Origin of the sequence: Bradyrhizobium sp. BR 10289, from assembly GCF_019455385.1 — a bacterium.
Taxonomy (GTDB): domain Bacteria; phylum Pseudomonadota; class Alphaproteobacteria; order Rhizobiales; family Xanthobacteraceae; genus Bradyrhizobium.
The window spans coordinates 161,746-188,500 of the sequence record NZ_JACOFR010000002.1 but is presented as its reverse complement, the minus strand read 5'-3'; the positions used below and the strand labels follow the sequence as shown (position 1 = coordinate 188,500).

Below are 26,755 nucleotides of genomic sequence, written 5' to 3'. Positions count from 1 at the left end.
AAACCTGCTTCATCTCAGGGAACTGCATGACGACGCGCGTTGTTGGCTCCGTGTTCATGAAACGACGGAGCTTACGATGCGACAATTCCGAACCCTGCTTGCTGGCGCTCTGGCTGGTGCGACCGCTCTGGCCACTATGCAATCTGCCTCGGCTGCGCCGCTCCAGGCAGATCGTGCGCTCGGTATGACTGGCGGCGCTAATGTCGAGACGATCCAGTACCGCCACGGCTGGCGCCATGGACATTACGGCTATCACCATGGCTACGGACATCGAGGCTACGGGACCGGTGCAGCCGTGATCGGCGGACTGGCAGCCGGAGCGATCATCGGCGGCGCGATCGCCAACAGCCAGGCTCGCCAGGATGCCGTGAGCTATTGCGCCCAGCGCTACAAGTCCTACGATCCGGCATCGGGAACCTATTTGGCCTACGATGGACAGCGTTACGCCTGTCCATAACAGAGACAGCTTGGGAGCCATACCATGGCGGCTCCCAAGCCTTCCTCACTTCCGGACTTAGAGGTCAGCCGTTGCCGTCCTTAGGGTACCCGGCGAGCACGGGTTGTTGCCTCACCGCTAGATCTCCAGCTCCGTCCCGAATTCCACCACCTGCTTGGTCGGCACGCCGAAGAACGCGGCGGAGCGCTCGGCGTTGCGCTGGAGGAAGGCGAACAGGCCTTCGCGCCAGACCCACATGCCCGGCACGTCCTCGCGCGGGATGATGGTCTCGCGGCCGACATAATAGGTGATGTCGGAGAGGTCGATGCCGGTCAGCTTGCCCTGGCGGCAGGCGAGCGTCAGGCCCTCGTAGATGGTCGGGTTCTGCATGAAGCCGTAATGCAGGATCACGCGGGTGATGCCGGGGATGATCTCGATCACCTCGGCGCGGTCCGCCTCGGGTATGTGAGGCATCTCCTCGATCAGCACAGTGACGAGGATGATGCGCTCGTGCAGGACGTGGTTGTGCTTGACGAACTGCGTCAGCGCCAGCGGCACGCCTTTCGGCGCCGATGCCAGGAACACGGCCGTGCCGGGCAGGCGCGCGCTGCACTTGTTCACCGCGGTCTCGATCAGATCCTCCTCGGGCTGGCGCAGTTTTGCGCGCGCGGCCTCGACCAGCTTCACGCCGCTGCGCCAGGTCAGCATCATGAAGGCGACGATGGCCGCGAGCAGCAGCGGAAACCAGCCGCCCTCGAACAGCTTGACCGAGTTGGCCGAGAAGAAGATCAGGTCGATGACGAAGAAGAAGCCGTTCACGGCCACGATGAGCCAGGGCGAATAACCCCACTGGATCGCAACGAGCGCGGCCAGCAGCGTGGTGATGGCCATCAGCAGCGACACCGCGATGCCGTAGGCGCCGGCGAGTGCGTCGGAGGTGCCGAAGCTGAAGACGGCGCCGAGCGTCGCTGCGGCCAGCAGCCAGTTCACCAGCGGCACGTAGATCTGGCCGATCGCGTCGCTCTGGGTGTGGCGGATCTGCATGCGCGGCAGGAAGCCGAGCTGGATCGACTGCTGGGTCAGCGAGAACACGCCCGAGATGATCGCCTGCGAGGCGATCACGGTGGCGACCGCCGAGAAGGCCACCAGCGGGTAGTGCAGAAAATCAGGGCAGAGCTGGAAGAACGGATTCTCGATCATCGCGGGATCGGTGATCAGCAGCGCGGCCTGGCCAAAATAGTTCAGCACGAGTGCGGGCAGGCAGATCGCGAACCAGGCGAGCCGGATCGGCATGCGACCGAAATGGCCCATGTCGGCATACATCGCCTCGCCACCTGTGACCGCGAGGAAGGCGGCGCCGAGGATGGCGAAGGAGACGTGAAAATCCTGGTGGATCAGGAAGTCGAAGGCATAGAACGGGCTGAGCGCCGCCAGCACCGCCGGCGCCTTGACGATGCCGTGGATGCCGAGGGCTGCGAGCACGACGAACCAGGCCAGCATGACAGGTCCGAAGATGCGGCCGATGAAGCCGGTGCCCTGTTTCTGCATCATGAACAGGCCGATCAGGATGGCGACGGTGACGGGCACCACGATGGGTGCGAGCGACGGCGCATCGACCTTGAGGCCTTCGATGGCTGACAGCACCGAGATCGCCGGCGTGATCGCGCCGTCGCCGTAAAGCAGCGCGGCGCCGACGAGGCCGACGACCAGAAGATGCGCGCGCCAGGTGCCGGGTTGCGCGTGGCGGGCATGCAGCAGCGCCAGCAGCGCGACGATGCCGCCTTCGCCGCGATTGTCCGCGCGCAGAATCAGCAGCGCATATTTCAGCGAGATGATCAGCAGCAGCGCCCAGAGGATCAGCGAGGCAACGCCCAGGACAGCGTCCGGCGTCACCGTTGCGCCATGGGCGGCCGCCTTGGCGGCTTCCTTCAGGGCGTAGAGGGGGCTGGTGCCGATATCCCCATAGACCACCCCGAGGGCGCCCATGGTCATGGCAATCGGCAGTGGATCGGGGTGGTGACGGCCGGAAGCGACTGCGGGCGTACTGGACAAAGGCAACCCCCCGATGGATCGCGCCCGCCGGGTCATTCCGACGGGCGCGAGCATTACGCAGTCTGCGACGAGACGTCGCAAATATCCATGGGATTTAACGGGCAGGACCTGACGCGAAACTGACAGACCTAGGGTGTGCGGTCCGCGGTCACGAGGCGCGCCTCGCGCACCGTGTTGGTCTTGGTGCCGGCGCGGCGCAGGCAGGATGCCTCGAAATTCGGCCAGGCCTGCTGCGAGCAGTCACGGCCGATGGTCTTGATGTCGAGCCGGTCGCCCTTGGCAAGCGGCTGCGGCACACTGGCTTCGACGGTCGGGGCAAAGCCCGGCAGGAGGGTGAGGGCTGCGGCAACACACGCAGCGAGTGCGATCGCTGAAAGAGCCTTGATCATTGACGGTCCCCTGTGATGCGGCCGCCTACGCCCAGTGTGCGGCCCGTCGTTCGTTGGGCAGATTAGTAACCATGGCCAATTTCCGGACGTCTTCGCGGATACGGGAAATGGTTTCGTTCGCGGTCCGTTTTGTTTCGTGGCTGCCTCGAGGACGAAACAATCGGGCCGGCGCCGACACCGATTGGCGGAAAAACCGGCAAGGCTGACAGGACCGGCAGGGAACCTGGCCGGCTTGCCGGCCCGCGCCGGGCGGGGTAGGAGGGGGCCATGCCGCGCATCGCCTTTTATCCGGGTTCCTTCGACCCCATCACCAACGGCCATCTGGACGTGGTCCGGCACGCCGTTCCCCTGTGCGACAAGCTCGTGGTCGCCATCGGCGTCCATCCCGGCAAGAAGCCGCTGTTCTCGACCGAGGAGCGCCTGAAGATGCTCCACGACGTCTGCGGGCCGATTGCGGCGCAGGCCGGCTGCGCGCTGGAGGCTGTGACGTTTGACGACCTGTCGGTGGCCGCAGCGCGCAAGGCGGGTGCAACCATCATGATTCGGGGCCTGCGCGACGGCACCGATCTGGATTATGAGATGCAGCTTGCCGGCATGAACGAGGCCATGGCGCCGGAGGTGCACACGGTGTTTCTGCCGGCCTCTCCCATGGTCCGCCCGATCACCGCCACTTTGGTGCGCCAGATCGCTGGCATGGGCGGGGATGTCTCGACCTTCGTGCCGCCGCTCGTCGCCAGCCTGCTCAAGGCCAAATTCGCCGGATAACGGCGCATCTCTTCACCTGACCTGATCCGGAGTTTTCATGATCCGTCGTCTCGCAATTCTTGCCACGATCTTTGCCGCGCTGATCAGCGCGGTCCCGGCGGTGGCGCAGCAGCTGCCGGCCAATCTCGACAAGGCCAACGCGCTCGTCATCGACACCACCAAGGGCCGCATCGTCATCAAGCTGCGCACCGACCTGGCGCCGCAGCACGCCGAGCGCCTCAAGACGCTCGCGCGCGAGGGCTATTACAACAACGTGCCGTTCCACCGGGTCATGGACGGCTTCATGGCGCAGACCGGCGACGGCCAGAACTTCAACGGCACCGGCGGCTCGAAATATCCGAACCTGAAGCAGGAATTCTCCAAGGTGCATTTCGCACGCGGCATCGTCGGCATGGCCCGGCGCGGCGACAGCGTCGATACCGCCAACTCGCAGTTCTTCATCATGTTCGCCGACGGCGGCAGCCTCGACGGCCAGTACACGGTTGTCGGCGAGGTCGTCCAGGGCATGGACGTCGTCGACAAGTTGAAGAAGGCCCCGGCGGGATCGCCGAGCGGCACCGTCACCGATCCCGACAAGATGGTGAAGGTGCAGGTCGCCTCCGACATCAAATAGGAGAGGGTCACCATGGCGCGCTGCGGCAACAGGCTCTTTCTGGCTGCCGCGGTGCTGCTGCTGGGCGCCTCGGGCGCGGCTGCCGAGGATGGACAGGTCAACACCATCCAGGACATCTTCCGGCACTTGCGCACCTGCTGGAAGCCACCGCCGGCGAGCCGGGCCCGCCCACTCGACATCACCGTCGTCGTGAGCTTTAACCGGTCCGGCGACATTCTGGGCCATCCGAGGATCAGCTATGAAGCCGCGGAGGCCTCCGACAATGACCGGCTGCAATACCGGATCGCGGTGATGGAGGCGTTGCAACGCTGCACGCCGTTGCCATTTACCGATGCAATGGCGGGCGCTGCCGCGGGACGTCCATTCGCGATCCAGTTCCGTAACCGCAAAACGTCACCCGACAAGACTTCACCTCCAACGCAAGAGAGACGAGCATGAGCGTCACTGAAAACACCCTGATCCTCGAGACCACGCAGGGCCCCGTCACCATCGAGATGCGCCCCGACCTCGCGCCCGGCCATGTCGCGCGCATCAAGGAACTGGTCCGCGAGGGCTTCTACGACGGCATCGTGTTCCACCGCGTGATCGAGGGCTTCATGGCGCAGACCGGCTGCCCGCACGGCACCGGCACCGGCGGCTCCGGCAAGAAGCTGAAGGCCGAGTTCAACAAGGAGGCGCATGTGCGCGGCACCGCCTCGATGGCGCGCGCTGCGAGCCCGGATTCCGGCGACAGCCAGTTCTTCATCTGCTTCGACGACGCCCGCTTCCTCGACAACCAGTACACGGTGTGGGGCAAGGTCACCGAGGGCATGGAGAACGTCGACAAGATCAAGCGCGGCGAGCCGGTGCAAAACCCCGACAAGATCGTCAAGGCGCGGATGGCGGCCGACAAGGAGTAAGCTCCTCGTTCCAGGGGCGCGCCGAGGCGCGCTCCTGGTGGCAAGCGACGAATGCGCACCGACCTCTTCGATTTCGATCTGCCAGCCGAGCGCATTGCCTTGCGCCCGGCGAGCCCGCGCGACTCCGCGAAGATGCTGGTCGTGGAGAACGGCGCACTGCGCGACCAGACCGTTGCCGACCTGCCGCAATGGCTGAAGGAGGGCGACCAGCTCGTCGTCAACGACACCAAGGTGATCGCGGCGCAGCTCAAGGGCCGCCGCATCGGCCGCGAGACCGAGCCGAAGATCGAGGCGACCTTGATCAAGCGGCTCGACGGCTCGCGCTGGCAGGCGCTGGTGAAGCCCGCAAAGAAGCTCACCGCCGGCGACCGCATCCGCTTCGGTAATGAAGGCAAGGTCTGCCTGCTCGGCCATCTCGACGCGGAGGTCGAGGCCAAGGGCACCGACGGCGAAGTGACGCTGTCGTTCTCGTTCCACGGACCCGCGCTCGACCAGGCGATATCAGATCTCGGCAGCCCGCCGCTGCCGCCCTACATCGCCTCCAAGCGCACGTCCGACGATCAGGACCTCGCCGACTATCAGACCATGTTCGCGGCGAATGAAGGAGCGGTCGCTGCCCCCACCGCAGGCCTGCATTTCACGCCGGCGCTGGAGCAGGCGTTGCGCGAGCGCGACGTCGGCATCAACCGCGTCACGCTGCATGTCGGGGCAGGGACGTTCCTGCCGGTGAAGGTGGACGACACCGACGGCCACAAGATGCATGCCGAGTGGGGCACGATCTCGACTGAGACAGCGGAGCGGCTCAACAGCGCGCGCAAGAACGGCGGCCGCATCGTTGCGGTCGGCACCACGTCACTGCGGCTGCTCGAGAGCGCAGCCCGCGAGGACGGCACCATCCAGCCGTTCACGGCCGAGACCTCGATCTTCATCACGCCCGGTTATCGTTTCCGCGCAGTCGATATCCTGATGACGAACTTCCATTTGCCGAAGTCGACGCTGTTCATGCTGGTGTCGGCGTTTTCGGGGCTGGAGACGATGAAGCGCGCGTATGCGCATGCGATCGCGAGCGGGTACCGGTTTTATTCGTATGGCGATGCGTGTTTGCTGTTTCGTGCCCGGGAGTGACCTGGCAGCGTCCTTGTGCTAGGTTGTCGCCGTCGTTTGCGTGGACCGAGTAGCTGATGAACATCCGCTCCGAGAAACTCGATGAGCTTGCCCAACGCCTCGCCCGCCTGACGGGGGAAGATATCGAGACGGCGCTGGAGCGCGCTATTGAGGAGCGCTTGTCTCGTGTCGGTCTTCCAGCCGGCGATAGAAATGCGGCCCTGACGTCATTCTTCGAGCGGACCGCTCGCTTGCCCGTTCTCGATTCCCGGCCTGCCGACGAAATCCTCGGGTATGGCCGGTTCGGGTTGCCGTCCTGATGGTGCTGGATACGTCCGCGATCGTTGCGACAGTAACGAACGAGCCCGACGGGCAACGCTATCGGACAGCGATGCTGGATGCCGACAGTCTCTCGATGTCGGCAGTCGCCGTCCTGGAAACCAGGATCGTTCTCTCTGCGCGCTTTGGGACCGCGGCCGTGGCGTTTTTCGATGAATTGCTGGAGACGGCCGGGATTGCCGTCGTGCCTTTCGACGCCGAAATGGCGAAGGGCGCTTTCGAGGCATTTCAACGCTTCGGCAAGGGTGGCGGGCATCCGGCGCAGCTCAACATCGTCGATTGTGCCGTCTACGCTTTGGCAAAAGCGCGCTCGGAGCCGCTCCTCTTCAAAGGAGCTGACTTTGCCAAAACAGATGTTGTGCAGGCGTTGACTTGACCGCGGAGTTCGTCGCTACAGGGTGGGCACGCGTCGCTTTGCCCACTCTGTGCGACAACGGTTATGCCATCACCCGCTGCGGCAGTAGCTCGGCGATCTGCACGGCGTTGAGCGCCGCGCCCTTGAGCAACTGATCGGCCGCCACGAACATCGAGATCGAATGCCCAGAGGGATCGCTGAGGTCCTTGCGGATGCGGCCTACCAGGACGTCGTCCTGGCCGGAGGCGTCGATCGGCATCGGGAAGTAGTTCTTGACGCGGTCATCGACGATCTTCACGCCCGGCGCTTGCGCCATGATGGCGCGGACCTGGTCTTCGGTGACCGGCTTCTCGCATTCGAAGGTGATGGCCTCGCAATGCGCCCGCAGCACCGGGACGCGGACGCAGGTCACGCCGATTGCGATCTTCTCGTCCTCGAAGATCTTGCGGGTTTCCTTGATGACCTTGGTCTCCTCGTCATTGTAACCGGTCTCGGGATCGACGGCGGTGTTGTGGTTGAAGAGATTGAAGGCGTAGGGGTGCGGCATCACCTTGGGCGTATAGACCTGCCCGTTGAGATTGGCACGGGTGGACTCGACGAGCTCGTCCATCGCGGCGGCCCCGGCGCCGGAAGCGGCTTGGTAGGTCGAGATGATGACGCGCTTGATGCGATTCTTCTGGTGGATCGGCCACAGCGGCACCAGCGCGGTGATGGCGGCGCAGTTCGGGTTGGCGATGATGCCCTTGTGGTCGCGGATGCGGCCAGCGTTCACCTCGGGGATCACAAGCGGCACGTTCGGATCCATCCGGAAGGCGGAAGAGTTGTCGACCACGACGGCGCCGGCCTTGACCGCAACAGGTGCAAACTTCTTCGAGATGCCGCTGCCGGCGGAGAACAGCGCGATGTCGACGCCCTCGAAGGCGCGCTCGGTCAGCTCCTCGATGACGACATCCTTGCCGCGGAACGACACCGTCTTGCCAGCCGAGCGGGCGCTGGCGAGCGCCTTGAGCTTGCCGACGCGAAAGCCGCGCTTGTCCATGGTGGCGATGAATTCGGCGCCCACCGCACCGGTGACGCCGACAATCGCGACGACGGGATCGTTACTCACTTTGTCCTCCATTGCATTGAAATCCAGACAACAAAAAAGCCCCGGACCATCATGGGCGGGGCTTCGGTCAAGCTGATTGCGTTCTAGTCGACGACTACAAGCGCACGCCTCCCCGGGCCCCGAAGGCCGTGGTGGTTTTGGTCGTGCGTTTGGTGGTCGTGAACATGGCGGCGACTTATGCGGGAGAGTCTTGCGTCCGTCAATGGCTTTTCGGCGGGATTGTGGCCGGCGTTACCTGCCTCGGGCGCCCGGCGGCTCCAGGGTAACCTCCTTGAGATCGTCGCCGCTGACGACGACGATCGAGAAGTTCAGCCGGCCGCCTTCGCGGACCAGACCGCCGCTGATGGCCTTGCCGGAAGCCGCGCGCTCGGCAACCTGCACGGCCTCTGCGAGGCGGTGCCGGATGGCACCGAGTGCCGCGAGATTGCTGCGATCGTCGCTGTCGAGCTCGGCGAGAGGGAGGGCGGCTTCGCCGCCGATCAGCTCGCCAGTCGAGGCGTTGATGGTATGGCGCCAGATCCGGTCGTTGTGCAGGGTCTTCACCCGGTAGACCGGCACGTTCGAGGCGCCGTCGAAGCTCACATCCGCCGTCGTCGCGCCGGCGTGACGGGCTTCCGCAATCGCCATGGCCTGGCTGATCGAGATCGACGACAAACGGAATCGTTCGATTTCGCGGCTTACCGCTTGGCGGTCGATCTCGCCGTCACCATCTGTGTCGCCATGAACCGCGGTCGGCGTGCCCGTGGTCACGATCGCCTGTGCGGGCGCCGCGAGGAGCAGGGCGGGCAAGGCGACTGCAAGCAGTCGTGAGGTCCATGGTCTGGCTGTCGTCATGCTCGAAACCCTCAGCCAGCGAGTGTGCTGGATGATCGTAAAGAATTCGCGGCCGGCCTTGGGCGTCGGCCGGCCGCTGAGCGTCGTGGCGGGCTGTACCCGTCGCGGCGATCAAAGCGGTACGGACCTCTTTTGGGGCTGGTGAAAAAAGCGGCCCGTACCAACTTCTAACTAAACCATACCGTATCGTTTTGTTTTGGTCAATGACGAGGATCTCTTCCCCAGGGGATAGGTCTCGACCTCACGGAATTGTCAGCGGGACGCGGGGCGGCGCGGTCTGGCCTTGAACGCGTCCTTGGAGGCGTTCTGGACCCGGTCGGCAGGGCCCAGCGCACCCGCCAGGAACAGCTTGATCGCGGCACGCATGCGCTTTTCCGCAGCCTTCAGTTCGAGCGCCATTCCGAACGTCGCCATGCGGTGGGTGTGACCGACGACGACATCGAGGAACACCTCGGCCGCGATGGTGGTGTCGTCGACGTCGAGCGCGCCTTGCGCCACCAGATGGTCGAAGAAGCGCGCGGTGGTGGCGACCGCCTTAAGCCAGCCTTCCTCCTTGCCGAGCTTGGCGACGTCGGGGAAGTTGATGGCCTGCGCCGTCATCATGCGGCTGAAGGCGACAGCGTCGGGCCCGCAGGTGAAGGTCAGCATCTCGCGGCCGATCTCGACCAGCCGCTGTTCGACCGGAATGTCCGAGGCACTGGAGAGCTGCGTCTCAGCCGCTGCCGACAGCGGCGCAAGCCAGCGCTCGATCTCGCGCCTCAGCACGGCGGCAAACAGGCCGCGCTTGTCGCCATAGCGGGAATAGACCGTCGGCTTGCTGACGCGGGCGGCTTCCGCGACCGCATCGAGCGATGTCGCGTCAAAGCCGCGGTCAAGGAACAGGCGGGTGGCGACCTCGATCAGCCGCTGGTCGCGCTCGATCGCGGCCGATTTGGTCGGCCGACCGCCGCGCGATTTCGGCAGTTCGCGCCGTGGCGCAGCCGATCGTGTTTTGGTCGCAGTCAATCCCATGTCCAATGATATGCCAAATGATAAACCAAATGATTCCTGCGCGTTGCCCGTCATTCGCTCTATATCGCGCAGGAGCGGGGGCGTCATCGCGAATCTGGCCGAATTGGCCGTATCGTCAACGGATTCGGCACGGCCTCGTTCCGTGACGAGGGATCACGGCAGCGTGGACGTCCATGCCTGGCCGGACGCGGCCTTCTCATATCCGTACTGATACAGCGCGCGCATATAGGCAGTATCGAAGCCTTCCGAGGGCGGCGCCGGATAATCGCGCGCGATGTAGGAGAGGTGGAAGCCCAACTGGTTGCGCGTGGCGAAATCATAGGTCGAGAAGATGATCGAGCGGGTCTGCGACTGCGTGATCGCCGACAGGCTGCGCGAGGCGACGTCGATGGTGCTGTTGGACACCAGCTCGAAATTGCGTTCGATCTTCTTGTTGACGAGGATGTAGATGTCCAGCTTCGCGGCGCCCGGCACGCGGCTGCCTTGGAACAGCATGGCTTCCGGCAGCGTCAGCACCGGTGCCGTCACGCCGCCGTCGACATGCATCTCCTGAAATTTGCGGCCCTGGCCTTCGGCGTCGATCATGATCGGCGGAAACACCAGCGGAATGCTGGCCGAGGCCGCCATCACGTCGCGAAACAGTTTGAGCGCCTCGGGCGTGCCGACCGCCGCGATCTTGCCCATGTCCCAGATCGCGGTGCGCTGGGTGTCGAGATCGGTGGTCACGATCAGCAGCCGTCGGCCCCGCGCGTTTTCGCGCGCGACCTGCGCCAGGATCTCCGGACCGACATAGCGCGCGACGAGCTCGCGCAGCCGCGTATTGCCGAACAGGCCGGAGCCGAACAGCACGCGCATGATGCTCGGGTCATTCAGCAGGCTCTCCGCGATGCCGCTGGTATAGACCTCCTTCAGCGTGTCGTCATATTGCCGTCCGAGGAACGCAAAGGGCGCGATCAGGCCGCCGGTGCTGACTCCCGAGACCACGGAGAAGTTCGGGCGGGTGCCGGCGGCACTCCAGCCATTGAGCACGCCGACGCCATAGGCGCCATCAGCGCCGCCGCCGGAGAGCGCGAGGTACGAGCTCGTCGTGGTGTTGGCGTCTTTCGCGAAGCTGAATTTCGTGACCGGCTCGTCGGCGTAGCGGCGGAGGCCGTCGATATCGAGCACGCGCGACGAGCTGGCCTCGGCGGCCGTATAGGGCGTCCGGGGCACGGAGGTGCAGGCGCCGAGCACCAGGGTGCAGGTCAGGGCCAGCGATCCGATCAGGCGAGCGCCTGTCTGCCTCATCCAGCCCTGCGAAGGGGCGGAGATCTCGGTCGAACATGAAGCGGGGGGCATTGTCGGTGGCTGGCGATCACGCATCTACCGCCGCCGGCAACCCGCCGCGGCATCTCGTCCAACCCCCACGGTAAAACTACACTGTATCGTTTTGTTTGGCAAGGCTTTGCGATCGTCCAGCAGGTGTCGAATGTGTCCCAGTCTGATGCAGGGAGCGCTCCGAGCGGGTTGATCGGGCCTTGCCGACACGCAATAAGCACCGCCATGAATCCTCCCGACACCCGCCTACCCAATCATTTCGAACTGCTCGCCAGCGATGGCGCTGCGCGCACTGGACGCCTGACCACGCCCCATGGAGTGGTGCGGACGCCCGCCTTCATGCCGGTCGGAACCGCCGGCGCGATGAAGGGCATGCACTGGCGGGAGGTGCGGGAGGCCGGCGCCGACATCGTGCTCGGCAATACCTATCATCTGATGCTGCGCCCCGGCGCCGAGCGGATCGCCGCGCTAGGCGGCTTGCAGAGATTCACCGGCTGGAACGGCCCGATGCTGACGGATTCCGGCGGCTTCCAGGTGATGTCGCTGGCCGACCTGCGCAAGGTCACCGAGCACGCCGTGACCTTCCGCTCGCATATCGACGGCGCCAAGGTCGAGTTGTCGCCGGAACGTTCGATCGCCGTGCAGCGCTTCCTCGGCTCCGACATCGCCATGCAGATGGACGAATGCGTGCGCCTGCCGGCCGAGCGCGACGACATCGACCGCGCGATGCGGCTGTCGCTGCGCTGGGCCGAGCGCAGCAAGCGGGCCTTCGAGAGCGCGCCCGCGGGCTACATGCTGTTCGGCATCGTGCAGGGCGGCGACATTCCGCAGCTTCGTCATGCCAGCGCGCAAGGCCTCGTCGAGATCGGCTTCCACGGCTATGCGATCGGCGGCCTTGCCGTCGGCGAGCCGCAGGCGGTGATGCTGGCGATGATCGACGAGACCGCGCCGCTGCTGCCGCAGGAGCGGCCGCGTTATCTCATGGGCGTCGGCACGCCCGACGATATCCTGGAGGCCGTCAAGCGCGGGATCGACATGTTCGATTGCGTGATGCCGACGCGCAATGGCCGCCACGGTGTCGCCTTCACCCGCTTCGGCCAGGTGAACCTGCGCAATGCGCGCCACGCCGACGATCCGCGTCCGCTCGATGAGGAGAGTTCATGGCCGTCGGCGCGCAACTATGCGCGCGCCTATCTGCATCATCTCGTCAAGGCGGGCGAGACCCTGGGGGCGATGCTGCTGTCCGAGATCAATATCGCCTACTACCAGTTCCTGATGCAGGGCATCAGGGACGCGATCGCGCACGGATCGTTCGAGCAGTTCTATCAGCGTACGCGCGAGGATTGGGCGAGGGGCGACATCGCCCCGCGCTGAGGCGTGACGGATGTCAGTTGCAGACGATCCGTTGCTTGACGGCGTGCTTGGTCACGAAGCCGTAGCCGCAGGTGTCGCAAGTCCAGAGATAGCTGATCACGTGGTCGGACACATATGCCGACGCTTCGGCGGCGACCATGGAGTCGGCGCAGACAGGACAGGTCGGCAACTCGCTGCAACGCGGATCACGCCTTGACACGACGGTCGACAACACTTCAGCGACTGCTGACATCGTGGTGACCTCCCTGCTTTGAGACCTAAGTCTAACATAAGCAGAATCACTTGACGAGGTCGCAACACAAAAGCGTCGGCTTTTATAAAATTGGCTTCACCTGGATGTGTCCGCGGACGTTCTTCCCGCGTCGTCTGCGTCCTTATCGCAGCGCAAACGTGTGCGTTGCGATAATTGGTCGCGCTGCTTCGCTCGCCCAGACGTTACTGCATCGCACCCTGCCGGCTCAGCGCCGGTGCGAAAGCATCTGTCTTGCTGCGGTCTGAACGCAGCCTGCGTCCGAACGAGATCCACGGTTTCTCGACGACGGAGTATGACACCCAGCTGACAAAAATGGAGGACGCCACGACCGCGGTCACGAAGACGAACCAGGGAAGCGGCCCGTCGCCAAGCCAGGCGTAACGGTGAACCCAGACCATCGCGAACGGCGACAGCAGATAGACCGAATAGCTGATCACGCCGACGAACGCGATCGGAGGCCACGCCATCCGCTCGCCGAACGCTGCGAACAGGATGAAGACGAGGGCCGCGCAGACATAAGCGCCCCCGATCGAATAGCTGTAGAAGAAGTTGCCGTCATAGACGCCGCCATAGCGGCTGTTGCACAGCGTGATCGCGAACAGCGCGTAGAGCGCGGTGCAGGCGGTCACATGCCGCCATCGCAGTGTTCCCGAGATGACTGTGTCGCGGATGATCTTGCCGAGGAACATCGCCGACAGGTTCAGGACGGCCTCCATCACGACCCAGGCCGCCCTGTTGTCGACCAGGACAGCCACCGCCGTGCCGGCAAGGGCCGTCGCGATGACGATCGCGATTGCGGTGAAGCGGTGGCTCAGAAGGCCTGCCATGAACAGACCAATGCAGAGGGCGTAGAACAGCAGCTCGATCGTCAGCGTCCAGTAGAAGTCCCAGAGGTGAGGGACTTCCAGGAAGGACTGAAGCATCGTCAGGTTCGCGGCGATCTGCGACAGGCCATAGGTCCTGGACTCGATGATCTGCATCGTGACCAGCCCCAGCGCGATCGAAGTCCAATAGGCGGGGTAGAGCCGGAAGAAACGACTGATCGAGAAGTCGTGGACGGGAGACGGGCTGTTCGGAAAACTGGAGGGAACGACGAAGCCGCTGACGAAGAAGAACAGCACGACGCCGAACCGCCCGAAATTCATGTAATAGCCGATCGCGTCGTGAAAGACCGCGTGATACGCGCCGGTTGGATGCTCGCGCACGATCACCTCGAGCGCATGCTGGACCACCACCGACAGGACGGCGATGCCGCGCAGCGTATCGATGAAGGCCAGCCGTCGATGCATTGCACGCTCTCTGCCCTGCCGCCTCGTCCAATCGCCAGATCAGCCGCGGCGGCATCGTCCTGCCCCGATCCGCCCGGCCGCAACGGACGCCGCCGTCGGAGGGTAGCTGGCTAAGGCACGCGCGATGATCGGGAGGCTGGCGCAAGGCGGCAGTTCAGCACGTCAATTGTCAACAGATTGACAACGGGGATCGGGAAGGCGAGGGGGCCCGACCCATGGCTGGCAGAACGGCCGACGGGATCACATATTTTTGCCAGGAGGCGGGCTCCGCCTGGGCTGCTTTGCCGCTTGCGCGGTGCGGCCACCTGTCTGTAACTGCGTTGCGGTATCAGTCAAAATCCTCGCCTTAGGGAGTTCATGATGGACGCATCGTCCAAAACGGGTGCAGCGCACCAGCCCGGCCGTGGCCGGATTTACGACTCGATCGTCGAGGCTTTTGGCGACACGCCGATCGTGCGGTTGCGCCGCTTGCCAGGCATGAACGGCGTCAACGCGACGATCCTGGCCAAGCTTGAGTATTTCAATCCGGCCGCGAGCGTGAAGGACCGCATCGGCGCGGCCATGATCATCGCCATGGAGAAGGCCGGCATCGTCAAGCCCGACACCGTGCTGATCGAGCCGACCTCCGGCAATACCGGCATCGCGCTCGCCTTCGTGGCGGCCTCGCGCGGCTACCGGCTCAAGCTGGTGATGCCGGAATCCATGTCGATCGAACGGCGCAAGATGCTGGCCTTCCTCGGCGCCGAGCTGGTGCTGACGCCGGCAGCCCAGGGCATGAAGGGCGCGATCGCCACCGCCGAGGAGCTGCTCAAGACGACACCGAACTCGGTGATGCCGCAGCAGTTCAAGAACCTCGCCAATCCGGACATCCACCGCCGCACCACCGCCGAGGAGATCTGGAACGACACCGGCGGCAACATCGATTACTTCGTCGCCGGCGTCGGCACCGGCGGCACCATTACCGGCGTCGGCCAGGTGCTGAAGCCGCGCAAGCCGTCCCTGCGTGTCGTCGCGGTCGAGCCGGAGGAGAGCCCGGTGCTCTCGGGCGGCCAGCACACGCCGCACAAGATCCAGGGCATCGGCGCCGGCTTCGTGCCCGACATTCTCGACCGATCGGTGATCGACGAGATCGTCAAGATCAACTCGACGACGGCGATCGAGACTTCGCGCGCGCTGGCGCGGCATGAGGGCATTCCGGGCGGCATCTCCTCGGGCGCGGCGATTGCCGCCGCCCTCCAGATCGGCAAGCGGCCGGAAGCTGCGGGAAAAACCATACTGGCTATCGTGCCGTCCTTCTCCGAGCGGTATCTTTCGACAGCTCTGTTTGAGGGAATCTAGCACATGGCGGATCAACCGAGGCGGCCGCGCACATTGGGTGATGCGCGGTCGGAGGCCGAGGCGGCGTTCAAGAAGGTGACGGCGAAGGTCGCCGCACCGCTGCCGAAGCAGAACGTGGCACCTGGCATCAAGGAGCAGGTGACGCTCCGCATCGACCAGGACGTGCTGGAGTTCTTCCAGGAGGGCGGCCCCGGCTGGCAGGACCGCATCAACGAGGCGCTGCGCAAGGCGGCGGGGAAGTAGGCGTCGGTCTGCAGGCTGAGAGGTCCGCGTGTTTGCGCATCTCGCTCCTCGTCATTGCGAGGAGTTCTTGCGAGGAAGCAATCCAGGCTGCTTCCGCGGAGAGATCCTGGATTGCTTCCGCCTTCGCCAAGGCTTCGGCGGACAAGTCGCTGCGCTCGCAATGACGGAGTATGTCGCGACGCCGTGCTCCTGCCTCGACAGGCGACCGCAACGAAAAAGCCCGGCGTGAGCCGGGCTTTTTATATTTGCGATCTCATCTCGCCTCAGCGGCGGAACATGCCGCCCATCATGCCGCCGACGACACCGCCGACAAAGGCTGCGCCAGCATCGCCGCCGCCGCTGTTGTGACGGGGGGCCGGTGCGCTCTGCGCCTGCGAGGGGGCAGCACGCCGGGCCGGCTTCGGGCTGTCGTCGCTCGCGCTGGCAGGCGCTGCTGCCACGATCTCGGAGAGCAGGGCCTTGTGCTGGAGCTTGTTGAGGTAGCCGGACGAGGGATAGCCGCGTGCGGCCTGCCAGCGCTTCAGCACCGTGCGAGTCTCGTCGTTGAACACGCCGGTCACCTTGGTGTCGAAGCCGAGACCGGTGAGGCGGCGCTGCACGTCGCGGCGCTGGCCCTTGTCGAGGCCGATCTGGTCCTCGGTGAGCTGGCTGGCATCATCGGTGAAGGTCGCGGGATCGACGCCGCCGTTGAGGTTGCGCGTCGTCGTCGACGGACCGCTCTTGATCGCGGCGAGCCGCGCCAGCGCCAGCGCCTTGAACTGGCCGTTCGGATAGGCCGAGAGATAGGCGTTGAGCTCTTCCGGCTTGTTGGATTCCTTCACCGAGCGCCAATATTCGAGCTCGACACCGTCATTGCTGCTGGCTGCTGCCGGCACGACGCCCGCTGCGGTCGGCGCCGCGTTGGCGACCTGGGTGGTCGGCGCCTGGTTGAGATAGACCGCGCCGATCAGATTGGTATGGCCCCAGGGCAACTGGCCCTTGTGGGTTTCTTCGTTGACCTGGGCGCGCACCGCGGTCATCGCCTGCTGGATCTCGACGCCGGGCTTGGTGATGTTGTCGATCAGCGCGCGGGTGAACGGGCTGTTGTTGCCCTCCTGGCCGTCGAGTGCGGTCTGGCCTGGGCCGGTGGCGAACGCGATCAGCGTGCCTTCGCCCGACTTCATCTCGGCAAGACCGCTTTGCACGTTGACGCTGCGGGTCGCCGAGTTCGACTTGATCTTGGCGGCGAACGGATTGTCGCGGCAGGCATCGAGGAACACCAGCTTGACCTTGGCGTCGCCCATGGTCTGGTCGAGCGTCAGGTCGATGTTGATGGCGGCGCCCAGCTTGACGTCCATCTCCGATTTGATGTCGGCATCAACAGGCAGGAGATAGTTGGTGCCGCCGACGGCGATGCCGTGGCCGGCATAATAGAACACGGCGACATCGGAGCCCTGGGCCTTGCGGCCGAAGTCGAGCAGCTTCTCCGTCATCTGGTCGCGCGTGAGGTTGGACCCTTCGATCACCTCAAAGCCGACATTGCGCAGCGTCGATGCCATCGCCTTGGCGTCGATCGGCGGGTTCGGCAATTGCGCGACGTTCTTGTAGGAGCCGTTGCCGACGACGAAGGCGACACGGCGGTCTGCCTTGGCGGCGCTGATCGAGAGCGCCATGCACATCAGCGAAGCGAGGAGGGTGAGAGTGCGCATCTGAAATCCCCAATAGAATCGAATTGCAGGCAGCAACAAATTCGCGGCGAAGCTACACGAAATCGCCCGGCTCCGTGCAAGCAAAACGACCGCAACCCGTTGCTTTGCGGCCGAGTGTTGCACGCTGGAATGCCCCTCCAACGTGATCCAAATCACGCTCGACCACATTGTTTGTCGCGCGAGGCAGCGCGCGGGTTCACGGCGCGCGGGCGGGAACTGCCGGGGTTGGTTTCAAATTCAGGAGATTGCCGCACAGGATCAGCGCAGCCCCGAGCAGGGTCCAGCCGTCGAGCCGCTCGGAATAGAGCAGCCAGCCGGCGGTCGCAGTCAGCGGAACCCGCAAGAAATCCATGGGAACAACGACGGTGGCGTCGGCATAGCGCATCGCGCTGGCGAGGCAGTAATGCGCGAATGTGCCGCAGACCGTGATCACCATGACCCAGGCCCAGACGTGCCCGGGCGGCCAGGCCCAGACGTAGAGAGAGGGCAGGACGCCGGCGACCGATTGCACCACCAGCATCCAGAACAAGACCGCGAGCGCGCTCTCGGTGCGGGTCAGCGATTTGACGAGGGCCATGGAGACGCCGAAGCCGACCGCGGCGCCAAGTGCGATCAGCTGGCCCTGATTGATCTCGCCGGTCGAAGGTCGCACGATCACGATGACCCCGACCAGCCCAAGCACGATCGCCGCGATCTTCCACGACGTCATGCGCTCGGACAGAAAGCTCGCGGCGAGGATCGCGGTCCAGATCGGCATGGTGAACTCGATCGCCACGACCTGGCCGATCGGGATCAGCGTCAGTGCAAAGAACCAGCCGAGCTGCGAGACATAGTGGATCAGATTGCGCGCGATGTGCTGCGGCAGCCGCGCGGTCTTGAGGGTCACGAAGCCGCCGGCGCGCCGGATCATCGGATAAAGCAGGCAGAGACCGACCAGCGCACGCACTTCCATGACCTGGAATACGTTCATGTCGCGCAAGGCTTCGCGGCCCGCGACGGCCATGACGAGCGTCAGCGACAGCCAGCCGGCCATCCACAGTGCGGCCATGGTTTTGGACGGTGTCGTGGTCATGGCAGAAGGATGCGGGGTGAATTCCTGAAGAGATGGCGGGTATCGGCGACATCGCTGTGCTTTGCAACGGCCAAATCTGCGGATGCAGCGATGCAGCGCGGTGTGCTGAGCGATCATCGAACAACGAGAAGATCGGGGGCCGACGCTGCTTTATATCGGAGGTCTCGTCGACCACGGTGCCGAGGTCGAGACCGAGGTCACCGCGTTCGTGCCGACTGCATGAAAAAAGCCCCGGCGAGGTCGCCGGGGCTTTGTCCTGTTGCCGTGCCGCCGTCTTACTTCGACAGCGAGATGTTGGCGCCGCGGAACTGGCTGTCCGCGCGTATCGCCACGTTCTGCTTGCTGCCGCTGGTCTTCAGCGAGAGGTTGGCGTTGAAGCCGGCGGTCGAGGCGACCAGCTCGTAGTTGCCGCCGGCGCCGCGGCCCTGCAGCGAGCCGGAGATGTTGCGGCTGGCCTCGGACCAGCTGCCGGAGATCGCGCCGCCTTCAGCCCTGACATTGGCGCTGAGGTTGAACTTGTAGGCGTCGCTGGCGCAGGTCAGCGACAACTCCATGGTCGGTCCGATCGGAGCGTATTTGGCCCGGCAGCGGATCCGCTCGGTCGAGCCGTCGTCCAGCGTGACGGTGCCGGCGCCGCTCCAGCTGCCAGCCAGCGGGGCAAACGGGCCGGACTGGGCCTTGCTCTCAGAATTGACGATCCCCGCCGCAAACAAAACGGCGGCCGCAATCAGCAGCCGCCGATTCCAGGCGCGAGCCTCGATTGGTTTATTGGCGCGATGCTTCCCATCGCCCGCTGCACGGTATGCCTGCAGATGCTCCATTCCACTTTCCCGATCCGGCGTTGCCGTTGAGTTGACCATTGGCATATGCACCATTGATCGAAACTTTCACAAGACCCCCGCTGCCGATGGTGCCGGAAACGTTAGCGCCAGGCGCGGTGATCTTGCCGTCGGCAACCGTCAGCATGGAGCTTGCGGTCGGTTCGCACGAGCCGGACTTGGTGACGATGGTGACCTGCCAGTTGCCGTCATAGGGGGTCTGGGAGAACGCGGGGGCGGCGAGGGTGCCGGCGAAAACTGAAGCGGCACAGAACGCCGCGATGCGAGCCAAACGCATAAATTCCGTCCTTGAATGTGTCTGATATGCTGTCGCTTATTCGGACCGAATGTGACGGAAATTTGATGCAACGCCAAATCTAAAATTGTTCCTGTGGGAACAATGGTTTATTTGCGTTTCCGGCTGCGATTTCCGAAGCAAAATCAACGTGGCTTCACGTTAATCGTTAACGTCGGGAGAGGCTTTGGAACCTCAGGACAGACTTGGCGCCGAGGTCGCGAACTGCTCATCCTGAGCTTTGGCCGGCAACGCCTTGTGAACCTTGGCATAATCGATCACGTCGGCGAGCAATTTCAACCCGAGCGGGGCGAGCGCACGCTCCCAGAGTTCGCGGGCGGTCTCGCCCTTCTTGACGAAGCACCAGTCCTGGGCGGCGATCGCGCCGGCATCCATGCGGTCGGCGAGATGGTAGATCGTGCCACCGGCGATCGGATCGCCTTCCTTGATGGTCCATTCCACGGCGGCCTTGCCCCGGTGACGCGGCAGCAGCGAGGGATGGTAGCCGATGCCGCCCAGCTTGGCCGCGGCCAGCGCATCCTTGCCGATCCGGGCGTGGCTGTGGGCGGTGATGATCAGGTCGGTGTCGGGGGCGATCTCGGAGGCCACCACCAGCTTCGGGTTGGCCTGGACCACCACCTCGATGCCGGCCGCCTTGGCGGTCGCGGCGAGGCGGTCCTCGGCGTCGGCCACGACGACCCGCACGATCGAGACGCCGTGCTCCCGGAGCATGTTCAGGGTGGTCACACCGAAATGGCGGGAGCCGACGAGGGTAATGCGCATGGGGGTCCGATCCGTCTCGCAACTGCGTCATCCCCCGATAACACGTCCGGGCGCCGTGTCACCACCCGCAGACCGTTTGCACCGGTTATCAACAATGCGCCGGGCGCGGGACACGACGAATCCGCGATTGCGCAGGGCGCCGTTCCGGTGCTTCCATGCGCGTGTTGCACCATCTCAGGAGCGAGCGCATGCGAAGCGCGTGGTTTGTTCTCGCCGCGCTGGTCGTGGCAAGTTCGGTCATGGCAAGTCCGGCCGATGCCGGCGGGCCTTACCCGGCGGTGCCGCCGGAAATGGGTGTCGCGCCGCTGATCGGCCCGAACTGGGATGCCTATCGCTGTATCGAAGGGGTGCCCAACAATTTCTACCACGGCGCCTATTACGGTGAGGAGCCGCCGGCGATCTATCGCGGTTACGCTTACAGGCCGTACTACCGCTACAGCGCCTATCGCAGGCTGCCGCGAAAGTACTTTTGCGTGACGGATTAGCGTTGCCGGGCGGTCACGGTCACCAGCAAATGATGGTCAGGCCGGTTCCTCCGTTTCATTTTTAACGGAGGAACCGGCTTTGTGCGGTTAGAACCTCGACCTACCCGGGGCTGGCGAAATTTGATTCCGGATCCGTTTTCGAACCCGGCTCGAGCCGCTGGCACATTTGCCAGCGGCTTTTTCATGCCCGGCCATCGCGAAATCATCAGACGGTAATACGTTCTCAACCAGCTTGTCGTATCGACGAATCCGTCGCGGATTTGTATTGCGTACCGCGACACCAAAAATGTCCCGCCGGCGTGGGTGCGTCGCGCGGGCATTTTTGCCGGGACCCATTTCATGCCGAGCGCGATTGAGCAGATCGTGGATGCCTATGTGCGTCTGAAGAACCGCCGTGGGCTCGACGAGCTGATGATGCACAGGCAGCGGCTCGCGGTCGATCTGAAGAGCCGGTCGGGCTATGATTTCAGCCTGCCGATCGAGAAGATCGACGAGGAGATCGCGATCATCGAGGCCGGCCTCAGCCGGCTGAAGGCCGACTCCACGGATTCAGGGACGACGCGCCCGATTTGACGCGCAGGCATGATCCGGAAAATTGCGCAGCGGTTTTCCGAAAAGATCGTGCTCAAACAACAACGTAAAGCGCAATAATCTCGTCGCGCTTTAGTCGCGCCGGCCACCGTCGATGACGGTGAACAATGGCCGCGCCGGCGTCGGCTCCACCAGCAATTCGTCCACGAGGGCGGTTGCCGCATCGACATATTTGCGCGTCGGCTTGTCGAGCTCGCGTTTGGCTTCGTCGTCGAGCGCGACTTTTGCGGCCTCGACCAGCTTACGCATCCGCGCCGCATGGTCGTCGCCCGCCGTCAGCGTCGCGCGCGCCAGCGAGCGCAGCACGAACAGCTCGCCCTCGAGGCGGAGCAGGCGGTCATTGAGCCTGGTGAGGACGGCGTTGAGGTCGGCCATTGCTGCTGTTCGTCGAGGAAGGGCCATCCTGATCTAGCGGCGATCGGTGAACGGAGTGCAAACGCGACCGGCGCAATTGCGGCGATCTCCCTTCACACCGCCGCTCGTGCGAGATAGTCGCGCGCAAACGCAAGATACCAGTCGAGGCAGCCGGGATTGGCCATCGCCTCCTTGTTGATGACCTTCTCGACCTGGTGGCCGAGCAGCAGCTTCTTGATCGGCAGCTCCTGCTTCTTGCCGGAGAGCGTGCGCGGAATCTCGGCGACGGCAAAAATCTCGTTCGGCAGGAAGCGGCGCGACAGGCCGGCCTCGATCGCCTTGTTGATCTTCGCTCGCATCGCGCCATCAAGCGCGACGCCGTCGCGCAGCACCACGAACAGCGGCATATAGCTGTCGCGGCCGAGATATTCGAGATCGACGACGAGGCTGTCGAGCACCTCCGGCAGCGCCTCGATCGCGGAATAGAGCTCGCTGGTCCCCATGCGCAGGCCGTGACGGTTGATGGTGGCGTCGCTGCGGCCGTAGATGATGCAGGAGCCATCAGGGTTGACCCTGAGCCAGTCGCCGTGCCGCCACACCGGTCCGCGGCCGCTGCCGTCGAAATTGTCCGGATAGGTCTCGAAATAGCTGGCGCGATAGCGTGCGCCGTCCTTGTCGTTCCAGAAATAGAGCGGCATCGACGGCATCGGCTCGGTGCAGACGAGCTCGCCGACTTCGTCGATCACGGCGCGGCCCTGCTCGCTGAAGGCTTCCACCGCAGCGCCGAGCAGGCGGCACTGCATCGCGCCCGGCGTCTGCGGCAGCTCGCGGTTGCCGCCGATGAAGGCGCCGGCGAAATCGGTGCCTCCGGAGATGTTGGCCCACCAGATGTCGGCCTGGGCCTTGCTGCCGTTGGTCTTCGACAGCGCCGCAAAGCGCGCACTGAACCAGGCTTGCGTGTCGGCACTGAGCGGCGAGCCGGTCGAGCCGAGGCAGCGCAGCCGCGACAGATCGCCCGCCGCGGCAAGGTCGATCTCGGCCTTGGCGCAGTTGGCGAAGAACGCTGCGCCCGCACCGAAGAAGGTTGCCTTCGACTGCGCCACGAAGCGCCACAGCGTGCCCCAGTCCGGCTTGTCCTTCGCTCCGCCGGGGCTGCCATCAAAGATGCAGCAGGTGGTGCCGCTGAGCAGGCCGCCGACCTGGCTGTTCCACATGATCCAGCCGGTCGAGGAGTACCAGTGATAGCGCTCGCCGAACGAGTTCTCGTGGTAGGAGCAGCCGACGTCGTTGTGCAGGCCGAGCAGTGCCAGCGCCACGATGACGATGCCGCCATGGCCATGCACGATCGGCTTGGGCAGACCGGTGGTGCCGCTGGAATAGACGATCCAGAGAGGATGATCGAACGGCAGCCACATCGGCTCGAACGCGTCGATCGCAGCTCCCGCCCTTGCGGTGACGTCGGCGAAGAGGGCATCGGGCGTGGCGGCCGCATCGGCCTCGCTGTGCAGGATGACATGCTCGACCGTCGGCAATGATCGACGCAGCTCCGCGACGACGTCCTTGCGGTCGTGCTTGCGGCCGGCATAGGTGACGGTGTCGCAGGCGATCAGCACTTTCGGCTCGATCTGCTTGAAGCGGTCGATCACGGCGGGCGCTGCCATGTCGGGCGCGCAGACGCTCCAGATCGCGCCGATGCTGGCGCTGGCGAGGAACGCGATGATGGTCTCGGCGATGTTGGGCAGATAAGCCGCAACGCGGTCGCCGGGCTTGACGCCCTGGTCCTTCAGATGCAGCGCGAGCGCGGCCGCCTTGCGCCGCAGTTCCGGCCAGCTCGTCTCGTTGAGCTTGCCGTCCTCGCCGCAGCTGACGATCGCGGGCAGGCCGGCAGCGTGCGCCGCCTCGACATGCCGAAACACCTGCCGCGCGTAATTCACCTGCGCGCCCGGAAACCAGATCGCGCCAGGCATCTTGCGCTCGGTGATCACGGCCGCAAACGGCGTCGGCGACTGCAGATCGTAATAGTCCCAGATGCTGCGCCAGAACGCGTCGAGATCGCGCACCGACCACTGCCGCATCTCCTCGTAGCTCGCGAAGGTGAGGCCACGCTGCGCGGCGAGCCAGTTGCGGTAGAGGGCGATCTGGGGAACGAAGGGAGCGGTCATTGCGAGCCGGATTCGGTTGCGGGGAGCGGAGTGTAGCTCTCACCGCAGACCAGCAGAAGCCATCATTCGCGCAGACCGCAATGACAGTGAGTCCGTGGCCTGGATTTCGATGCGCTCCGTCCGGGCTACGACACTTCAGTGAGACCGTGACTTCAGCCTACCACTCGACCCCGGCCCAGCGCCGGCCGAACACCGGCGGCTTGGTCTTCACCGCCTGCCAGCCGAAGAAGTGGTGCTTGCCGGACCAGCTGTGCACCACGCCGCTGCAGATGCTGCATTTGAAGCTGCCGCTGTGCGCTTCGCTGTGCTCCTCGCGCGTCGCGGTGTAGTTCATGCTGCAGCCGGGGCAGGTGAATTCTTCGGTCGTCCAGATGCTGTTGGCCATTGCTGATCAGTGTTCTTGGATGCGCTGCGAGAAGGGTAGGCGCGTGCCTTTGCAGCCACGTAAACCGACGCATGGAAATCCGGTTAACGGTCGTTAGGCAAACGGGTCGGTGCGACCGAAAGACAGCGACATGGGCTTCGGTGCGATCAGCGAGACGCCGATGACGATCGGCAATCAGGCCGCGCCGGGCGGCGCAGCGGTCCGTTGGCACGGAACACGGCGCGGCCCGTCGTCTTGACGGCGCGTGCGGGGCTGGCAATAACCCGGGCCTGTGCCAGTGCCGGAACCCGCGTGATGTCGCAAGGAAAGCCCTGCCCGTGAAAAGCCTTCGTCAGCTGCTGACGGGAGAGGACATCATCCAGCTCGTGATCCGGCTGGTCCTTCTGGGCCTCCTGATCATCTGGACCTTCCTGATCATCCGCCCGTTCGTGCCGATCCTGGCCTGGAGCGGCGTGCTCGCGGTCGCGTTCTATCCGGCCTTCAGCTGGGTCGCCAAAATGCTCGGCGGCCGGCCCAAGACTGCGGCCGCAATCCTCACTTTGATCACGCTCGGCATCGTCATTGGCCCCGCCACCTGGCTCGGCATCAGTGCCGTCGACGGCGTGCGCGGTCTGGCGCGCCAGCTCGACACCGGCGATCTCGCGCTGCAATCGGCGCCGGAGCAGCTCAAGTCATGGCCGCTGGTGGGGCCGTGGCTCTACGAGCTCTGGGAGCAGGCCTACAACAACATCCGTGCGGTGCTGCGCGAGGTGGCGCCGTATCTGCAGCCGCTGGCTGGACCATTGCTCTCTCTCGCCGGCGATGCCGGTGTCGGCACGGTCCAGTTCCTGCTGTCGGTGTTCGTCGCCGGCTTCCTGTTTCCGCACGGGCCGCGGCTGGTCGCGGCCGGGCGCAATTTCCTGTTCCGGATCGTGCCGGAGCAGAGCGAGCACTTCCTGGAGCTCGCGGGCGCGACCATTCGCGCTGTGGCGCAGGGCGTGATCGGTGTCGCCGTGGTGCAGGCGCTGCTCGCCGGCTTCGGCTTCAAGCTCGCGTCCGTTCCGAGCGCCGGCCTGCTCGCCTTCATCGTGCTGCTGCTCTCGATCGTGCAGATCGGCGCCTTCCTCGTGATCCTGCCGGTCCTCATCTGGATCTGGACCGCCAAGGACGTCACCACGGCGCTGCTGCTCACCGTGTTTCTGGTCCTCGTCGGCTTCATCGACACCATGCTGAAGCCGCTGGTGATGGGGCGCGGCCTGACCACGCCGACCATCGTGATCTTCGTCGGCGTCATCGGCGGCACGCTTGCGCACGGCATCGTCGGCCTGTTCATCGGGCCGATCATCCTGTCGGTGGCCTGGGAGCTGATGATGGCCTGGATCAGGACCGAGGACCCGGTGGGGGCGGGCGAGGGCTGATATCGCGCCTTAAAGTGACGAACGGCCTGCTTCGGCGTACGCGCGACATTCTGACGGCCCGCCGGCTGTGATCAAGGCGCGCCGCTAACTTGTCTATTCGAGTAGACAAGTTACCATTGGTACGATTCTGTTTTTGATGACGGCAGCAATGGCGAAGTCTTCCAAGCTGGTTGCCGCAAGGCGCGGCAAGATATTGTTGGTCAGACGTCGATCGGACGGCCTGTGGATGTTTCCGGGCGGCCGCAAGCGTGCGCGCGAGTCCGACAAGGACTGCCTGCGGCGGGAGATCAAGGAGGAGCTGCCCAAGCTGAAGCTCGGCAGGATCAGCCTGTGGAAGGAAGTGAAGGCCAGGAACAAGCGCTCTGGCCGCAAGATGAGCGATGCGATCTTCATCGCCAAGGGTGCCAAGGGCAGGCTCGCGATCGGCGACAAAAAAGAGATTGATCGCGCCGCCTGGCAGAAGCCGCGCGGCATCCGCCTGACCGCGACCTCGCGCTACATCCGTGACCGGCTGTTTCCGAGGAAGCGGCGCGGGTGAGGGCTGGCCGACTTTGCGGTGCGGGTGCGACAAATCGCGCGGCAAAGTCGGAGGTGTCGGTGCCTAATCCGACCTCTCTGCCGTGCGCGCGCGCCCGGCAAATCGCCGCGACGGGGCTGCTTGCGGCTGCGGCGCGGTGATCCGGGCCGCTTCGGCTTCGCGCTGCTCCTTGCGGACCTTGCGGGCGTTGCGCATCGCGCGCTTGATGAAGGGATGCGGCGCGTCCTCGGCGAAGAACAGCACCACCTCGCAGCTCGGACATTGCCTGGAATAGCCGTCCTGCAGCCGCCCCGCGCGATCGCGGAACACGCCCTTGCACCGTGTGCATTGAATCTGGACGAAGCTCATGCGCGATCGACAATGATTGCTGGAAATGGATGGTCAGCTGATCCCAAAAGCCTGAAGAAAGCTTGAACGCTCCCGCGGATGAAACGACAGCGTTGCTGCACCAGCGCTGACGGAAGGGGA

32 protein-coding genes and 1 pseudogene are annotated in these 26,755 nt (G+C 64.6%); 16 read left to right on the top strand and 17 right to left on the bottom strand.

All coding sequences use genetic code 11. The features are described from left to right. The first annotated feature begins 184 nt into the window (after positions 1-184). A complete protein-coding gene (locus tag HYH08_RS04400) occupies positions 185-457 on the top strand; it encodes a BA14K family protein (protein WP_502787391.1) in 273 nt (90 codons plus the stop codon). A gap of 117 nt (positions 458-574) precedes the next feature. Here the strand turns inward: HYH08_RS04400 and HYH08_RS04395 are convergent, their stop codons facing one another. Together HYH08_RS04395 and HYH08_RS04390 are read right to left on the bottom strand one after the other, a co-directional pair. Continuing rightward, positions 575-2,428 carry a potassium transporter Kup gene (locus tag HYH08_RS04395; RefSeq protein WP_220008932.1) on the bottom strand — a complete coding sequence of 618 codons (1,854 nt, stop codon included), beginning with the start codon at positions 2,426-2,428 and terminating at the stop codon, positions 575-577. A 188-nt stretch (positions 2,429-2,616) separates the two neighbouring features. Continuing rightward, entirely contained in the window at positions 2,617-2,877 is a 261-nt protein-coding gene (locus tag HYH08_RS04390) for a hypothetical protein (RefSeq protein WP_220008528.1), read from the bottom strand. 267 nt (positions 2,878-3,144) lie between these two features. Between HYH08_RS04390 and coaD the strand changes: the two genes are divergently transcribed. Genes coaD through HYH08_RS04355 form a run of 7 tightly spaced genes read left to right on the top strand, consistent with a single transcriptional unit; the run spans position 3,145 to position 6,973 of the window. Continuing rightward, positions 3,145-3,642 (top strand): pantetheine-phosphate adenylyltransferase, encoded by a 498-nt coding sequence (gene coaD, locus HYH08_RS04385; protein WP_220008527.1) that lies wholly within the window; start codon positions 3,145-3,147, stop codon positions 3,640-3,642. A gap of 37 nt (positions 3,643-3,679) precedes the next feature. Continuing rightward, positions 3,680-4,255 carry a peptidylprolyl isomerase gene (locus HYH08_RS04380; protein ID WP_220008526.1) on the top strand — a complete coding sequence of 192 codons (576 nt, stop codon included), beginning with the start codon at positions 3,680-3,682 and terminating at the stop codon, positions 4,253-4,255. Positions 4,256-4,267: 12 nt separating this feature from the next. After that, complete coding sequence (locus HYH08_RS04375) at positions 4,268-4,693, top strand: UCP034077 family protein (RefSeq protein ID WP_220008525.1); 426 nt, start codon at positions 4,268-4,270, stop codon at positions 4,691-4,693. Next, the gene (locus HYH08_RS04370) at positions 4,690-5,154 is read left to right on the top strand and encodes a peptidylprolyl isomerase (protein ID WP_220008524.1); all 465 of its coding nucleotides are present in this window, start codon (positions 4,690-4,692) and stop codon (positions 5,152-5,154) included. The genes HYH08_RS04375 and HYH08_RS04370 overlap by 4 nt, the downstream gene beginning before the upstream one ends. 51 nt (positions 5,155-5,205) lie before the next feature. Then, positions 5,206-6,279 (top strand): tRNA preQ1(34) S-adenosylmethionine ribosyltransferase-isomerase QueA, encoded by a 1,074-nt coding sequence (queA, locus tag HYH08_RS04365; RefSeq protein WP_220008523.1) that lies wholly within the window; start codon positions 5,206-5,208, stop codon positions 6,277-6,279. A gap of 56 nt (positions 6,280-6,335) precedes the next feature. Continuing rightward, positions 6,336-6,578, top strand: coding sequence for a type II toxin-antitoxin system VapB family antitoxin (locus HYH08_RS04360; protein WP_220008522.1), 243 nt, complete (start codon positions 6,336-6,338; stop codon positions 6,576-6,578). Continuing rightward, positions 6,578-6,973 (top strand): type II toxin-antitoxin system VapC family toxin, encoded by a 396-nt coding sequence (locus HYH08_RS04355; RefSeq protein ID WP_228747528.1) that lies wholly within the window; start codon positions 6,578-6,580, stop codon positions 6,971-6,973. Before HYH08_RS04360 ends, HYH08_RS04355 begins: the two co-directional genes overlap by 1 nt. A gap of 61 nt (positions 6,974-7,034) precedes the next feature. On the opposite strand, the gene HYH08_RS04350 is transcribed toward HYH08_RS04355, so the two are convergent. The 4 genes from HYH08_RS04350 to HYH08_RS04335 all read right to left on the bottom strand — a co-directional run bounded on the left by HYH08_RS04350 (position 7,035) and on the right by HYH08_RS04335 (position 11,192). Next, positions 7,035-8,072, bottom strand: coding sequence for an aspartate-semialdehyde dehydrogenase (locus tag HYH08_RS04350; protein WP_220008521.1), 1,038 nt, complete (start codon positions 8,070-8,072; stop codon positions 7,035-7,037). A 219-nt stretch (positions 8,073-8,291) separates the two neighbouring features. Next, positions 8,292-8,894: a PepSY domain-containing protein gene (locus tag HYH08_RS04345; RefSeq protein ID WP_220008520.1), complete on the bottom strand. Its 603-nt coding sequence runs from the start codon at positions 8,892-8,894 to the stop codon at positions 8,292-8,294. Between the two features lie 252 nt (positions 8,895-9,146). Further along, positions 9,147-9,905 (bottom strand): TetR/AcrR family transcriptional regulator, encoded by a 759-nt coding sequence (locus tag HYH08_RS04340; protein ID WP_220008519.1) that lies wholly within the window; start codon positions 9,903-9,905, stop codon positions 9,147-9,149. Positions 9,906-10,058: 153 nt separating this feature from the next. Continuing rightward, complete coding sequence (locus HYH08_RS04335; protein WP_502787390.1) at positions 10,059-11,192, bottom strand: patatin-like phospholipase family protein; 1,134 nt, start codon at positions 11,190-11,192, stop codon at positions 10,059-10,061. 255 nt (positions 11,193-11,447) lie between these two features. Here HYH08_RS04335 and tgt point away from each other — a divergent pair, with 255 nt between their 5' ends. Further along, positions 11,448-12,596 carry a tRNA guanosine(34) transglycosylase Tgt gene (gene tgt, locus HYH08_RS04330; RefSeq protein ID WP_220008517.1) on the top strand — a complete coding sequence of 383 codons (1,149 nt, stop codon included), beginning with the start codon at positions 11,448-11,450 and terminating at the stop codon, positions 12,594-12,596. A 13-nt stretch (positions 12,597-12,609) separates the two neighbouring features. On the opposite strand, the gene HYH08_RS04325 is transcribed toward tgt, so the two are convergent. Continuing rightward, complete coding sequence (locus HYH08_RS04325) at positions 12,610-12,828, bottom strand: hypothetical protein (RefSeq protein ID WP_220008516.1); 219 nt, start codon at positions 12,826-12,828, stop codon at positions 12,610-12,612. Between the two features lie 203 nt (positions 12,829-13,031). Next, on the bottom strand, positions 13,032-14,138 hold the full coding sequence (locus HYH08_RS04320) for an acyltransferase family protein (protein ID WP_220008515.1): 1,107 nt from the start codon (positions 14,136-14,138) through the stop codon (positions 13,032-13,034). A 360-nt stretch (positions 14,139-14,498) separates the two neighbouring features. On the opposite strand from HYH08_RS04320, the gene cysK reads away from it, so the two are divergent. Continuing rightward, positions 14,499-15,476: a cysteine synthase A gene (gene cysK / locus HYH08_RS04315; RefSeq protein WP_220008930.1), complete on the top strand. Its 978-nt coding sequence runs from the start codon at positions 14,499-14,501 to the stop codon at positions 15,474-15,476. Positions 15,477-15,479: 3 nt separating this feature from the next. After that, positions 15,480-15,719 carry a BrnA antitoxin family protein gene (locus HYH08_RS04310; protein ID WP_220008514.1) on the top strand — a complete coding sequence of 80 codons (240 nt, stop codon included), beginning with the start codon at positions 15,480-15,482 and terminating at the stop codon, positions 15,717-15,719. A gap of 263 nt (positions 15,720-15,982) precedes the next feature. Here the strand turns inward: HYH08_RS04310 and HYH08_RS04305 are convergent, their stop codons facing one another. Both HYH08_RS04305 and HYH08_RS04300 read right to left on the bottom strand, forming a co-directional pair. Continuing rightward, positions 15,983-17,407, bottom strand: coding sequence for a caspase family protein (locus tag HYH08_RS04305; RefSeq protein WP_220008513.1), 1,425 nt, complete (start codon positions 17,405-17,407; stop codon positions 15,983-15,985). Positions 17,408-17,603: 196 nt separating this feature from the next. Then, the gene (locus HYH08_RS04300) at positions 17,604-18,479 is read right to left on the bottom strand and encodes a DMT family transporter (protein WP_220008512.1); all 876 of its coding nucleotides are present in this window, start codon (positions 18,477-18,479) and stop codon (positions 17,604-17,606) included. A 142-nt stretch (positions 18,480-18,621) separates the two neighbouring features. Between HYH08_RS04300 and HYH08_RS37365 the strand changes: the two are divergent. Then, positions 18,622-18,702, top strand: a pseudogene (locus tag HYH08_RS37365) (RidA family protein); the annotation flags it as partial. A 52-nt stretch (positions 18,703-18,754) separates the two neighbouring features. Here the strand turns inward: HYH08_RS37365 and HYH08_RS04295 are convergent. From HYH08_RS04295 to HYH08_RS04285, 3 genes are all read right to left on the bottom strand, one after another. Then, complete coding sequence (locus HYH08_RS04295; protein ID WP_220008511.1) at positions 18,755-19,300, bottom strand: hypothetical protein; 546 nt, start codon at positions 19,298-19,300, stop codon at positions 18,755-18,757. After that, entirely contained in the window at positions 19,245-19,595 is a 351-nt protein-coding gene (locus tag HYH08_RS04290) for a hypothetical protein (protein WP_220008510.1), read from the bottom strand. Before HYH08_RS04290 ends, HYH08_RS04295 begins: the two co-directional genes overlap by 56 nt. A gap of 192 nt (positions 19,596-19,787) precedes the next feature. Further along, positions 19,788-20,375, bottom strand: coding sequence for a formyltransferase family protein (locus HYH08_RS04285; protein WP_220008509.1), 588 nt, complete (start codon positions 20,373-20,375; stop codon positions 19,788-19,790). 188 nt (positions 20,376-20,563) lie between these two features. Here HYH08_RS04285 and HYH08_RS04280 point away from each other — a divergent pair, with 188 nt between their 5' ends. Then, positions 20,564-20,860, top strand: a complete 297-nt coding sequence (locus tag HYH08_RS04280) for a hypothetical protein (RefSeq protein WP_220008508.1) — start codon at positions 20,564-20,566, stop codon at positions 20,858-20,860. A gap of 339 nt (positions 20,861-21,199) precedes the next feature. Beyond that, positions 21,200-21,433 carry a hypothetical protein gene (locus HYH08_RS04275; protein WP_220008507.1) on the top strand — a complete coding sequence of 78 codons (234 nt, stop codon included), beginning with the start codon at positions 21,200-21,202 and terminating at the stop codon, positions 21,431-21,433. Positions 21,434-21,523: 90 nt separating this feature from the next. Here HYH08_RS04275 and HYH08_RS04270 read toward each other — a convergent pair whose 3' ends face one another. The 3 genes from HYH08_RS04270 to HYH08_RS04260 form a co-directional block, all read right to left on the bottom strand. Next, the gene (locus tag HYH08_RS04270) at positions 21,524-21,826 is read right to left on the bottom strand and encodes a hypothetical protein (protein WP_220008506.1); all 303 of its coding nucleotides are present in this window, start codon (positions 21,824-21,826) and stop codon (positions 21,524-21,526) included. A 92-nt stretch (positions 21,827-21,918) separates the two neighbouring features. Then, complete coding sequence (locus HYH08_RS04265) at positions 21,919-23,967, bottom strand: acetoacetate--CoA ligase (RefSeq protein WP_220008505.1); 2,049 nt, start codon at positions 23,965-23,967, stop codon at positions 21,919-21,921. Between the two features lie 157 nt (positions 23,968-24,124). Beyond that, positions 24,125-24,352 (bottom strand): hypothetical protein, encoded by a 228-nt coding sequence (locus tag HYH08_RS04260; RefSeq protein WP_220008504.1) that lies wholly within the window; start codon positions 24,350-24,352, stop codon positions 24,125-24,127. 311 nt (positions 24,353-24,663) lie between these two features. Between HYH08_RS04260 and HYH08_RS04255 the strand changes: the two genes are divergently transcribed. Both HYH08_RS04255 and HYH08_RS04250 read left to right on the top strand, forming a co-directional pair. Then, positions 24,664-25,749: an AI-2E family transporter gene (locus HYH08_RS04255; protein WP_220008929.1), complete on the top strand. Its 1,086-nt coding sequence runs from the start codon at positions 24,664-24,666 to the stop codon at positions 25,747-25,749. A gap of 148 nt (positions 25,750-25,897) precedes the next feature. Then, positions 25,898-26,287, top strand: a complete 390-nt coding sequence (locus tag HYH08_RS04250) for an NUDIX hydrolase (protein ID WP_220008503.1) — start codon at positions 25,898-25,900, stop codon at positions 26,285-26,287. A gap of 63 nt (positions 26,288-26,350) precedes the next feature. Here HYH08_RS04250 and HYH08_RS04245 read toward each other — a convergent pair whose 3' ends face one another. Next, positions 26,351-26,635, bottom strand: a complete 285-nt coding sequence (locus tag HYH08_RS04245) for a Zn-ribbon domain-containing protein (RefSeq protein WP_220008502.1) — start codon at positions 26,633-26,635, stop codon at positions 26,351-26,353. Positions 26,636-26,755 lie beyond the last annotated feature (120 nt).